This is a genomic window from Myxococcus sp. AB025B (assembly GCF_006518215.1).
Classification (GTDB): domain Bacteria; phylum Myxococcota; class Myxococcia; order Myxococcales; family Myxococcaceae; genus Myxococcus; species Myxococcus fulvus.
On record NZ_SRLW01000314.1, the window covers coordinates 1 to 11,644 of the forward strand.

Sequence of the window (11,644 nt, forward strand, 5' to 3'; positions counted from 1 at the left end):
CGGGGAAGGAGGTCAGCGAGCGGAGGGGTCGTACCACTCGAGCCGATAGGTACAGGAGTCCTCGTCGTGACGGGTGCGGGAAATGGTCAGCCCCCGGACACCGATGCGATGCAGCCCTTCCTCCAGCACGCCCTCGACGAAGCCCTCGGTGGCCGCGGGCTCGTTGAACCAGAGGTCCGCGGTGGTGGGGTTCACCACCGAGACGCGGGTCTCGGTGAAGTTGTTGCCGCTCCTGAAGTTGTGCGTCATCCGGCCCAGCGAGCGCATGGGGCCCAGCACGCGCGCCAGGGTGAGCACCGCCGCGCCCATGACCGTCTGCGCGTAGCCTTCAATCATGCGCCGCGCGAGCAGCCGGCGCGCCTCCTCGAGCGTCCGGTCCGGATGGAGCGCGCGGGCCACCGTGTCCAGGCAGCGCACCCAGACGGCGTGGGGATAGGCGGCCTGGAGCGGGCCGTCCAAATCCATGCCCAGCTCCCGCAGTTCGTTGCGAAGGTCGTGGGACAAGTCCTTGTCGAGGGTCTTCAGATACAGGCTGTCCACCGTGTTGCCGAAGATGACGCGCTCCTGGCTCATGCGCTTTCCCCCAAGGTCGCCGGCCACCCACCGGCGCGCGCGCATTCTCTCCGGAGCCGACCTCCCAAGGCCAGTCCTGTCGGACGTGCCCCGCACGGTGGAGGCTCAGGGACGGGAGAAGACCCGGAGGTCCCTGGTGAAGCCTGGCGCGGGCTCCGAGGAGGAGGGCAGACCGCGACGAGCCTCGGGACAGGTGATCGCGCCCCGGCGACGCTCCTGGATGTGACGGAGGGCGTCATCGAAAGTGTGTCACGCCATCGCAGGGTGTGTCTGTCCGATGGAATCCTGGATGGGCGTCCGTGGTGTGGTTTGGATGTTATGTGATTCCCCTTATTGGTCGGGTTGAAACTGTATGGCATACAGGGCTCGAGCGCTCGAGTGTCTGGCGTTCTGGGGACGGACTCCGCTCAGTCGTGGACTTCGAGTCGGGTCGTCCCCCCTCCCTCGCGAAAGGATGCCCCCGTGACGAAAAACGATGCCGTCGTTCGTTGGGCCATGCTCCTGGGACTGCTGGTGTTCGCCAGCCCAGGCGTGGTGATGGCGCAGTCGCTTCCCTTCAAGGAAGTGCATGTGGTCTTCCTGATTGATCGCAGCGGGTCGATGAAGACCGTGCGCTCGCTGGATAGCCGTCAGCGGTTCGCGGTGGGCATGCAAATGGCCAGGGAGGTGGTGGAGGCGGGTTCGTCACTCCCGCGATACATGGCGGTCTGGTCATTCGAGAATAATTCATATCAGGTGCATCAGGATTTCACGACGGAACCCCAGCTCATCTTCAACGCCTTGAGCGCCTTGCAGGCGGGAAATGGGACGACCCCGCTGGCCTACTCGGCCTGCGAGGCGGTGAACAGGTTGAAGGGGTTCCGTACGAACGTCTTCGCGCAGAAGCGCATCGAGTTGAGCTCCGACGGCCAGGAGAATGACAGCCCGGTGGGCTCTGAGTGCCAGGGGCCGGACAGCCCCGCGATGGACCCCCAGTCCTGGCAGTGGAAGGTGAGAAACAAGCTGCGGACCGGAAGTGCCCAGAATCCCAATGTGCCTCCGGCCGGCTTTGAGATTGTGTCTCACATCACCTTCTTCGGGAGCTTCCTGTCCCTCCGGGATGGCGGCTCGGACGTGGTCCCGGAGGTCTCGCGGGACGGGAGGCTTGTCGCCGATGCGAGCCTGCCCGCTCCCACTGGCGGCCCCTTCGTCAGGTACCTGCGCGCCATCGCCGAGGAGTCCGGTGGGCGGCTCACGGTCGTCGAGGACAACCAGCCGGTTCCCGCGCTCGGCGACGTCGACCGGAACGGCTGTGTCAACAACGTGGACCTGGACCTGGTGCTCGCCAACTTCGGCAACACCGTTCCGCCTGGGGACAAGCGGGCCGACATCAACGGTGACTTCATCGTCGACTACAACGACTACTCCATGGTCATCGCTCAGTGGGGGATGGGCGGTCGGTGCAACGTGACCTTCTGACGTGAAGCCTTGGGGCGCGGACCCGGCAAGCTGTCTCAGGCCGGGTCCACGCCAGGGTCGGCTACTCCCGCCACACGCGCATGGGGACCCAGGGCTGCGGTCCGGCCGTGCAGCCTCGGCCCAGATTGCCCAGGACGATGCTGTAGTCGGTGAAGTCCACGACCTTGTCTCCGTTGAAGTCGGCCTTGGGGTCTCCAGGGGGGATGCTCAGCCCGTAGTTGGCGAGCATGAGGTAGTAGTCCTTCGAGTCGATGCACCCGTTGCCATCCGTGTCACCCGGGATGGGAAGCGGTCGAGAGTCCTCGATGGGCATGTATTGACCGCCCGAGTCGCGCGACAACCCCCGGAGCAGGACGAGGAAGGGGGATTCGAGCGGGTCCGCGAAGGGCGACAGGTTGAGGTGGTTGTAGAAGACGTCCGCGTCGAACACGAGCTGGAAGGGGTTGGGGCTGTCGCGCAGCGGGTCGCCCGTCTTGAGCATGTTGCGGACCTTCCACTGCCACGAGCCCTCCTCCAGGTCCGGGTAGCGCTTGTTGCTGGACGGCCCGTAGCACAGCGAGTCTTCGGGCGTGCTGTTCTCCTCTCCGTCGGAGATGAGGTGGACCACCTTGCGTGCGTCCACACCGGGCTCGAACTGGAGCAGCTCGTCCGCGGCATCGCAGACGGTCACCGCCAGCGGCGTGGCCCCCAGGCCCGAGGTCAGGTTGTTCAGCGTCGTCACCGTCGACGCCCCGTCCATGAAGCCCTGCTCACGGCGGTAGGTGGCCCCCTCGAACGTCCACACGGCGAAGCGGCGCGGCAGGACATTGGGCGTCTGCACGAAGTCGCGTCCCCGCGTCACGGCCTCCACGAAGCGCGTCTGGCCCGAGGCGCGCGTCGTGAGCATGGAGCCGCTGCGGTCGATGAGGATGATGACGTGCTCCTCGGTGAAGGCCCGCGCGTCGGCGCCGCCCAGCAGCACCAGGGCGAGGCCGCTGGCCGTGAGCGCGCGTGACGCCCGCTCGTTCAGTCTTCGAGGCAACATGGGTGTCTCCTTGTCGGGTGCTGCGGAAGGGACCCAACGGCCGTCCCGTGAAGCGTGGCGCCTCAGAACATCTCCACCTGCGTGGGAATGAGGCGGTCATCCCGCGTGCCGTCCCCCAACTGTCCCTCGCCGTTGTATCCCCACGCCCACGCCGTCCCGTCCGAGCGCAGCGCCATCGAATGGTGGTCCCCCGCGATGATGGCCACCGCGTTGCTCATCCCCGCCACCATCACCGGCACGTGGCGGTTCTCCAGCAGCCCATCTCCCAGCTGGCCGTCAAAGTTGAACCCCCACGCGCGCACCGTGCCGTCCGAGCGCAGCGCCAGCGAGTGGAAGTTCCCCGCCGCGATGGAGACGACGCCCGTCAGGTTCGACACCGGCCCGGGCGCGTTGAGGTTCAGGGTCGAGCCATTCCCCAGCTGCCCCGAGCCGTTGTAGCCCCAGGACCACACCGTGCCGTCCGAGCGCAGCGCCAGCGAGTGGTAGCCCCCCGCGATGATGCTCGTCACTCCGGTGAGCCCCACCACCTGCACCGGGACGATGTGCCACGCGTTCGTCCCGCTGCCAATCTGTCCGTCGAAGTTGTATCCCCACGCCCACACGGTGCCGTCCGAGCGCAGCGCCATGGAGTGGCTGTGGCCCGCGGCGATGGCCGTCACGCCCGTCAGCCCCGTCACCCGCACGGGCACGTTGCGGTCCGCCGTGGAGCCATCCCCCAGTTGCCCGTAGCGGTTGAAGCCCCACGCCCACACCGTGCCGTCGTTGCGCAGCGCCAGCGAGTGCAGGGCCCCGGAGGAGACGGCGGAGATGCCCGTGAGGTTGGAGACCCGCACGGGCTGCGAGCGGTCCACGTTGCTGCCGTCGCCCACCTCGCCCCGGCTGTTGACTCCCCAGGCCCACACGGTGGTGTCTGCCTTGAGCACCACGGTGTGCTTGTCGCCCGCGGCCACGGACACCGCGCCTGACAGCCCCATGAGGGCGGGCGTCAGCCGGTCCGCGCCCGTGCCGTTGCCCAGCTGGCCGCTCTCGTTGTCGCCCCAGCTCCAGACATTCCCGGACGCGTCCAGGTAGACGGAGTGCAGCTGGCCCGACGTGACACCCGGGTTGCCCAGCGTCTGCGTCGTCCCCACGCGCACCGGCGACATGCGCGGCTGGAAGGTGCTGTCACCCAGCTGGCCGAACGCGTTGTCGCCCCAGGCCCACACGGTGCCGTCCGCGCGCAGCGTCAGCGAGTGCTTGAAGCCCGCCACCAGCGTGACGCCGCCCGTGAGCCCCGCGAGGATGGGCACCCGGCTGCTCGTCAGCGTCCCGTTGCCGAGCTGCCGGTAGCGGTTGTCTCCCCAGGCCCACACCGCGCCGTCCGAGCGCACCGCCAGCGAGTGGTAGTTGCCGGCCACCACCGCCATCACCTCCGTCAGCGGCACCTGGATGGGCGTGGAGCGGTTGCTCACCGTGCCGTCTCCCAACTGCCCGGTGGCGTTGAGTCCCCAAGCCCACGCCGTGCCGTCCGAGCGCAAGGCCACGCAGTGTGACGCGCCCGCGGACACCGTCGCCACGCCCGTCAGGCCGAGCACCTGGGCGGGCTGGCCGCGCGTCGTCACCGTGCCGTCGCCGAGCTGACCGCTGCGGTTGTCGCCCCAGGCCCACACGGTGCCGTCCGCGCGCAGCGCCAGCGAAGTGTTGCCGCCGGCCGCCACCGCGATGACCTCGCGCAGGCCGGGGACCTGGATGGGCAACGAGTTGCTCGTCGCCGAGTGGGGACCGACCTGCTTGTAGCGGTTGTCACCCCAGGCCCAGACGGTGCCGTCCGAGCGCAGCGCCACGGAGTGCGAGAAGCCCGAGCCCACCGAGAGCACGCCCGTCAGGGACTGGACCCGCACCGGCTGCACGCTCGCGCTGGTCGTCCCCGTGCCGAGCTGTCCGGAGTAGTTGTCGCCCCAGCCCCAGACGGTGCCGTCCGAGCGCAGCGCCAGCGAGTGGTAGTCCCCCGAGGCCACCGCCACCGCGTCCGTGAGCTGGCTCACCCGCACCGGCGTCGGGCTGTCGGTGAGCTGGCCGTTGCCCAGCTGTCCCTGGCGGTTGTAGCCCCAGGCCCACACGGTGCCGTCCGAGTGCACGCCCACCGAGTGGTATTGGCCCAGCGACAGGCGCGACGCGGAGCTCCGGCCGGCGAGCGGCACGCGCACCTGGCTCAGCGCGGGGGCCGGCGCCATCGCCCACTCGCCGCAGCCCGCGAGGAGCCACAGCGCCAGGACGGCGCACCACCGGACGGAACTGCTCCACGTCGCGTTGCGGAACATGCGCGAACCTCCCCGACAAAGGCCGTCAGCGACGGCACCAGGACCTGCTTGCGGAAACTCCTTCAACCCTCCACCCCCTCCACCGAGCGACGAGCGCCCCCAGCTCCGAGGGGCGCGCCATGCGGTGTCGCGGAACCTGCGCGAACGTCCCCCACAAAGGCCGTCAGCGACGGCACCAGGACTTGCCTTCGGTGTCCTTGCAGCCGTCCACCACCCACCGAGCGACGAGCGCCCGCAGCTCCGACGGCAGCTCCACGCCCGCCATGGGCATGCCGGGAGAGGCGGCCACCAGGCCGTGCTCGGCCTCCAGCGCGCGCGTCTCCAGCCGCCGCCAGAACTCCTCGCCGGACTTCTTCTTCAGATAGGCCTTCAGCCCCTGTGCATCCGCCGTGAAGGCACTGGCGGCGCGAGGGCTCGTCGCATGGCAGTGCACGCACGTGGCGTCCCGGAAGAACGGGCCCCAGAGGTACGCGAGCATCGTCGGAGGCACCGGGCCCGGCGCGGCGGCCTGCTTCACCGCGAGGCCCGTGACGCGTGCATCCAGTTCGCGCTCCTTCTCGCGTCGCTGCGCGTCGAACAGGCGATGCAGCAGCTTCGCCTCGTCGAGCGTGAGCGGCACCTCCGGCATCTGCCGCCCCTCGCGCGCGTGGGGCGAGGGCTCGCGGCAGTACTCGTACGTCCACTCGGGCGTGTAGAGCCCCAGCGACACGCCGTCGCGTCCGGAGAGCGGACGGGGGCCGGCGTGGCACGCGGCGCAGCGCGCCTTCCACAGCGCGTCGGCGACGGGGCGCTCGTGCGGCGCCAATCTGGCCAGCGGCGCCTCCTTCGCCGGCAGCCGCACGGCCAGCAGCGCGGCGATGTCCTGGACGTCGCCCGGGCGGAGCGCGGGGTAGGCCATCATCCGGGGGGCGCGGCTGCCCTCCTTCTGCGAGAGCGTGCTCGGCCGCTTGAGGAACGCCGCGAGGCCCCGCGCGGAGATGCGCGGCACCGCGTGTCCGGGCTCCTCGAGCAGCTCCGGCGCGTTCATGTACGACAGCGGCGTGGCGGCCAGGTGGGCGAGCTTCTCCTCGCGCACCGGCACCGCGAAGTAGCGCGGGTCCGGCTCGCGCTTCTGGCGCTTGCGGGCCACATCGTTGATTTCGGCGTGGCAGCCGTAACACTGGCTGTCGTTCCACCGGCCCAGACCGTTGGCGAAGCGCGTCTGGGGCTCGGTGCGCTGGGACGTGTGGCACCCGGTGCACTCCTGGGCCACCCCGCCGCGCGCGGACGCGGACGCCATCCCCGCGAGCAGCACCAGCGCGAGCACGGCCAGCCGCCTCACGGCGCCAGCTCCGCCGGCTGCGTGAGCCTCACGCGCGAGACGTCCTCGGACTCCCATCGCGCGATGTCCTCCACCACCTGGCCGAAGTCCGAGGCCGTGGCGCGCTCCGCGTCCGGCTCACAGGCCCGGTAGGCGCCCACCAAGGCGAAGCCGGACACGGACCACGTGGGCTCCACGGAGCCCGTGGGCCGGGGCAGCCGGGTGACGATGCAGCGCTGGAGCTTCGCGCGGCGTTGCCCCGGCGTCTCGCCCTGGTCGGGGTCGTCCTTGTCCGAGCACGCCATGCCGCCCACGAGTCCCATCAGGACCCAGACCCATCGTGTCTTCATGAAAAGCTCCCGAGCCGGGAGCGTCATGGCCCACGCCATGTCCGCCCCCGGCTGCCGATGTGAGGGTTCGAATGTCCGGGCGCGGCGTCTCAGCCGTGCTCGAGCGCCAGCGGCGCGGGCGTGCAGATGGCCGAGGAGCTCCCGGCCACCGCGGGTGTCATCGTCGCCGTCTGGGCGGCGAGGTCCAGCGTGAAGGCCTTCACATACGTCTCCCAGCCCACCTGCGGGTCCGCGGTGACGAAGAGCGAGGGATTGGTCTGCGCGAGCTTCGCGGACTCGAAGAGCACGTCCCAGCTGTTGCCCGTCACGCCCCCGGTGGGCTGCGACTGGAGCGCGCCGTTGGTCACCAGCACCTGGTTGATGCCCGGCACGTTGAGCAGCGGGCTGGAGGGCGCGCACAGCGGCACGTTGACGCGCAGGGTGATGACGGGGTTGGCGGCGATGTGGGCGCGCACCATGGCCTCGTCCGCCGGCAGGAAGTGGACGCTGATGCCACACACGAGCGGGTAGTTGCCGCCCACGGCCTTCGGCTTGTAGCTGGCGGGGATGCCGGGGAGCAGGTCGATGATGGCCTGCGTCGGCTGGCAACCGGTGGCGGGGAAGGTGGGCAGCAGGCGCGCGTCGGTGATGCCGTGACGGCTGATGAAGCCGTTGTACAGGTTGAGCGTATGGGCGGTGGGGTGCAGGTTCACGAACAGCCGCCGCATGCCGCCCACCGTGGCCACGGAGTCCGTCGCGACCTGGGCGTACTGCGTATAGAAGATGGGACCGCGGTTCATGCCCATGTACGGGATGAACACCATCTCCGACTCGCGAAGGGTGCGCGCGTAGTCGAGCGGGGGCGTGTCCGTCTGGGCCTGGGCGGGGGCTGCCGCCAGACACAGGGCGAGCGTGAGACAGAGCGAGAGCAATCGCATGGGTGCAGGGCCTGGGGTGAGGATGGAAAGGGGGGCGGAAGCCGCCAGGAAGGTGGCCTCCGCCCCGGAGTCGAATCAGCGCCAGCGACGGACTACGGCTGGCCCAGCAGCGCGCGGCAGCCCGCGTCGTTCATGTTCCAGTTCACGCGGCCCATCTCGAAGCCATCCATGAGGCAGGTGACGTTGAGGTTGGTCTTGACGGTGAAGTCCGTGGGGCCCGGGTTGTACTGGATGTAAACGACCTCGTTGCGCTCCAGGATGAGCTTCTCGTAGTTGGCGCGCATGGTGAAGATGGAGTTGGTCTGGTTGGAGACCTGGCCGTTGACCGGCGTGGTGTAGCGACGCACCTCGTTGAACAGCTCGTCCTGGAGGCGGGCCTGGACGGCGTTCACGACGTTGATGAAGTTGGCGTCATTGGGCGCGGTGGGGCCCCACTGGCCGTTGCTACCAAGGTACTCGATGCGGATGCCGCAGGCGTTCTCCGCGGAACACGTCACCAGGCGCTCGAAGAAGGCGCGAACCTCGATGTCCACGCAGGAGCTCAGGTGGAAGGCCGCGAACGCGCTGGCCTGCTCGAACAGCGAGCGCCAGTTCACCGTGAAGCGCGCCTGACGGGTGAGGTTGTGCGTCTTGATGTCCCAGTCGATCTGCGCCGTCATGATGTTGTCCCACTGGGCGCCGGTGGCCATCAGCGCGCGCAGCTGCGGCGTCCAGCCGGGCAGGGTGGTCGCCTGGAAGGCGATGTCCTGCGCCACGACGCTGCCGCTGACGGCGGGCAGCGTGTTGAACTTGTACATCACGTTGGTGTTGATGTCGTACGGCTGGGACGGGTCCAGGTGCGTGAAGCACACGGGGACGCGCACCTCACGGCCGTTGACGACGAGGATCTCGAAGTCGCAGTCCACCTCCACGCGACCGTTGACGGGCGCGTAACCGGACAGCACGAACTGCGTGGTGGAGCGGTTGGCCGGGGCCGGGGCGATCTGGAATCCCAGCGCGGCGGCCTCCGTGGACAGCCGGTTCAGCGCGCCCAGGTCACTGGTGGTGGAGAACGAGCCACCCAGGTTCGCCAGCTCCAGGCCCGCGAAGTAGCCGAAGATGGGGATGAAGGAGGTGATCTGGAAGCGGGGGATGGGGTTGGTCGTCTGGGGCGACTGCACGGCCACGCCGCCGCGGCGCGGGACGTAATAGACGAGGTTGTTGTTGTCCGTGTCACCCAGCAGGGTGAACGCGTCCTGGACCGTGGGGGAGAAGTACTGCGCCATGGGCTTGGCGGACGGGGACATGGGCGCCGCGAGCGCCTGCGTCGCGGTGAGCGAGAGCGCCGCGGCCGCGGTGGTAGCGAGAAGCTTCTTCATGGATTGCATTCCTTTGCGTGGCGTGAGGAATAGAGGGCGCACCCGTCCCGTGCCTGCGTGCCATGGGCGCGCAGGCCGCGTGCTGGCGTCGCGGTCACCCGCCCGTCACCGAGCAGGCACCGAAGCCGGGCCAGGTGCTGTGTGGCTGGATTCCCCCCTCTGTCCAGACGGGGTGCTTCTTCCTGGACAAACCCATCCTACCGATTGCGGGTGTGACTGCCAGTGCGGGTTGGGTTAAAGCGACTTTGTCGTTCAATGTTGTTTTGTCAGTGAAATCTAGTTTGATTTTGTTTGGGTTTCCCGAGGGGTCGGCGCGAGCCTCGGGGGCGCCCCGTCACACGCGCGTGAAGCCTGTCGCTCTGATGCAAGTGCTTGGATGGGATGTCTGCGTGGAAACCGCACGTCGGTGTGCGTCGTGTCCTGGCGCGGCGGGGGACACACCCGCGCGCGACGCGGAAGAAGGGCCCGGCGCCTTCCTGGCGGGGACGTGGGAGGGCGTCCGGGTGGAAGGTCCACGTGGGCCGCTGGGAGCGGAAGTGTCCCGTCCCGCTGCGCCCGGCTGGAGACCGTGGGGGCGGCCCGCGCTGTGCGTGTGGCGGGCTGGGACTCGGTGAGGTGCTGGTCGCGGTGACGTGCCGGCGATGAAACGGGGATGAGGGCGTGAGTCCTTCACCACCCGTATGAATCCGGGGTGTGTCTCGACATGAGGACGTGCGACAGAATCCCGTTGGCGGGAAGTGTCCGGTACACTCCACGGCCAATGCAGTGGGTCACCTCACCGGTGCGCTTGCGCGGGACACGTGCCATGGACGGCTCTGGTTCCATTCCTTCGTTCGCTCTTCAGCGTGCCGGGGACACCCGCTCACGCGTGCGGGAGTCGATGGCGCACAAGTTCCCGCACTTCGTGCCGGTGGCGCGTCAGGCGCTGTCAGTGCTGGTGGGGGCGTGCGACGGCTGGCAGCGGACCTTCCCGGCGCGCCAGGTGTCGGACGTGGTGCCGGAGCTGACGTCGTGGGAGCGCTTCCTGTCCACCGAGCCGCGCTCGCGCCGCGTCATGATGACGGTGCAGCCGCTGGGCATCGACACCCGGGGGGGCGAGTGGGTGTCCGCGCTGCTCGCCCAGGTGGCCCGCTGGCACGTGGGCACGCGGGGCCGTCGGCACAACCAGCCCACGGATGTCTGGCTGGCGGGGCTGGGGCGCATGGGCCTGGATGCCCGTCAGCGCGTCGCGGATGACGGGGTGCTCACCGTGGCCGTCACCGTGCCCGGAGGCGGCTTCCGGGTGGTTCGGCTCCCCCTGGTGGGCGCGTCGCTCACCTCCGAGGCGGTGGCGGCGCTCCTCGAGTCCCGCGCCCCCTGCTCGCTGTCCGAGGCGCGCCGCGACGGGCTGCATCCCCAGGTGGTGGTGGACGCCGCGGGCCACGGCGACAGCGCCTGGACGTCCCATCTGCTGACGACGAGCGCCTGGCTGGGGGCGCGGGTGGAGCGGACCACGGGCTCGCTGGAGCTGGCGTTCGACCACCTGGTGATGGACGGCACGGCGATGATGGAGGTGTCGCGGGCGATTGCCGCGGCGCTGCCTCGCGGGCCCCAGGGCGCCGACAGCGGGGAGTGGTTGACGGGGCCTTCGGACCCTTCTGCGTTGCTGCGCGTGGCGCTGCCCGAGCAGCTCGACTTCCGCAACCTGGCGTGCGCGGTGCTGGGGGCGCTGGGGCGCTCCCACGGGGGGCTGTTGCGCACGGACAACCCGACGATGCTGGTGCCGGTGTTGCCGGATGCGCCCACGTCGGTGCCAAGGCCCTGGCGGCGCATCCGCATCGCGGTGATTCCCTCCTTCACCCGCGACGGCCCGGTGACGCCCGCGCGGGTCTCCCACCTGCTCGAGCACACCCGGACGGAGGGCGGCGTGCTGGAGGACATCTTCTCCACCTTGTACTCGCCGTCGCTGCCCTGGTGGATGCCGTCGCTCACCACGCACGGCTTCGCCTACACGCCGGGGCTGCGGCAGGTGGCCTCCGCGCTGTGCGGCAACGCGCTCCTGTCGAAGATCACCCTGGAGGTGGAGGACGAGGCCGCGCTGGAGCGGCACGCGCCCATCCACTTCAACACCATGCGGCCGCTGCCCGCCGTGGGTGGCGGGGTGGCACTGTGCGTCACGGAGGTGCTCTGCGTGACGCGTAAAGGCGTGCGCAAGCGCTTCTTCGGCGCTATCGCTGGCAGCGGTCCCTTCACCGCCCGGGAGCGGCTCATCGCCTTCCGAACCGAGCTCGAGCGCGAATTCCCCCGAAGGGTGCGTTCCGTCACGCCCCCTTCCTTCTGACCCGCCGTCCCCCTCCGGCGCACGAGAATCCCCCACTCATGGTC

Annotated in this window: 9 protein-coding genes; 2 read left to right on the forward strand and 7 right to left on the reverse strand. The window is 69.5% G+C overall.

Features of this window, described 5'->3' with window-relative positions; all coding sequences use genetic code 11:
* Positions 1–12: 12 nt before the first annotated feature.
* A complete protein-coding gene (locus FL311_RS35425; RefSeq protein ID WP_141332111.1) occupies positions 13–573 on the reverse strand; it encodes a DUF2378 family protein in 561 nt (186 codons plus the stop codon).
* Between the two features lie 462 nt (positions 574–1,035).
* Between FL311_RS35425 and FL311_RS35430 the strand changes: the two genes are divergently transcribed.
* Positions 1,036–2,031: a VWA domain-containing protein gene (locus tag FL311_RS35430; protein WP_228557298.1), complete on the forward strand. Its 996-nt coding sequence runs from the start codon at positions 1,036–1,038 to the stop codon at positions 2,029–2,031.
* A gap of 61 nt (positions 2,032–2,092) precedes the next feature.
* Here FL311_RS35430 and FL311_RS35435 read toward each other — a convergent pair whose 3' ends face one another.
* From FL311_RS35435 to FL311_RS35460, 6 genes are all read right to left on the reverse strand, one after another.
* Positions 2,093–3,055: a VWA domain-containing protein gene (locus tag FL311_RS35435; protein ID WP_141332112.1), complete on the reverse strand. Its 963-nt coding sequence runs from the start codon at positions 3,053–3,055 to the stop codon at positions 2,093–2,095.
* Positions 3,056–3,117: 62 nt separating this feature from the next.
* Entirely contained in the window at positions 3,118–5,355 is a 2,238-nt protein-coding gene (locus FL311_RS35440) for an RCC1 repeat-containing protein (RefSeq protein WP_141332113.1), read from the reverse strand.
* 163 nt (positions 5,356–5,518) lie between these two features.
* Positions 5,519–6,676, reverse strand: coding sequence for a hypothetical protein (locus FL311_RS35445; RefSeq protein ID WP_141332114.1), 1,158 nt, complete (start codon positions 6,674–6,676; stop codon positions 5,519–5,521).
* Entirely contained in the window at positions 6,673–7,005 is a 333-nt protein-coding gene (locus tag FL311_RS35450) for a hypothetical protein (RefSeq protein ID WP_141332115.1), read from the reverse strand. Before FL311_RS35450 ends, FL311_RS35445 begins: the two co-directional genes overlap by 4 nt.
* Before the next feature lie 89 nt (positions 7,006–7,094).
* Positions 7,095–7,922, reverse strand: a complete 828-nt coding sequence (locus FL311_RS35455) for a hypothetical protein (protein ID WP_141332116.1) — start codon at positions 7,920–7,922, stop codon at positions 7,095–7,097.
* Positions 7,923–8,014: 92 nt separating this feature from the next.
* Positions 8,015–9,280, reverse strand: a complete 1,266-nt coding sequence (locus FL311_RS35460) for a hypothetical protein (protein ID WP_141332117.1) — start codon at positions 9,278–9,280, stop codon at positions 8,015–8,017.
* Between the two features lie 880 nt (positions 9,281–10,160).
* On the opposite strand from FL311_RS35460, the gene FL311_RS35465 reads away from it, so the two are divergent.
* Positions 10,161–11,600, forward strand: a complete 1,440-nt coding sequence (locus FL311_RS35465) for a hypothetical protein (RefSeq protein ID WP_228557299.1) — start codon at positions 10,161–10,163, stop codon at positions 11,598–11,600.
* Positions 11,601–11,644 lie beyond the last annotated feature (44 nt).

Excerpts from the sequence above, each read along its gene's own strand:
- FL311_RS35440 (WP_141332113.1), bottom strand. The coding sequence starts at position 5,355 with ATGTTCCGCAACGCGACGTGGAGCAGTTCCGTCCGGTGGTGCGCCGTC.
- FL311_RS35455 (WP_141332116.1), bottom strand. The coding sequence starts at position 7,922 with ATGCGATTGCTCTCGCTCTGTCTCACGCTCGCCCTGTGTCTGGCGGCA.
- FL311_RS35465 (WP_228557299.1), top strand. The coding sequence starts at position 10,161 with ATGGCGCACAAGTTCCCGCACTTCGTGCCGGTGGCGCGTCAGGCGCTG.
- FL311_RS35435 (WP_141332112.1), bottom strand. The coding sequence starts at position 3,055 with ATGTTGCCTCGAAGACTGAACGAGCGGGCGTCACGCGCGCTCACGGCC.
- FL311_RS35460 (WP_141332117.1), bottom strand. The coding sequence starts at position 9,280 with ATGAAGAAGCTTCTCGCTACCACCGCGGCCGCGGCGCTCTCGCTCACC.
- FL311_RS35450 (WP_141332115.1), bottom strand. The coding sequence starts at position 7,005 with ATGAAGACACGATGGGTCTGGGTCCTGATGGGACTCGTGGGCGGCATG.
- FL311_RS35425 (WP_141332111.1), bottom strand. The coding sequence starts at position 573 with ATGAGCCAGGAGCGCGTCATCTTCGGCAACACGGTGGACAGCCTGTAT.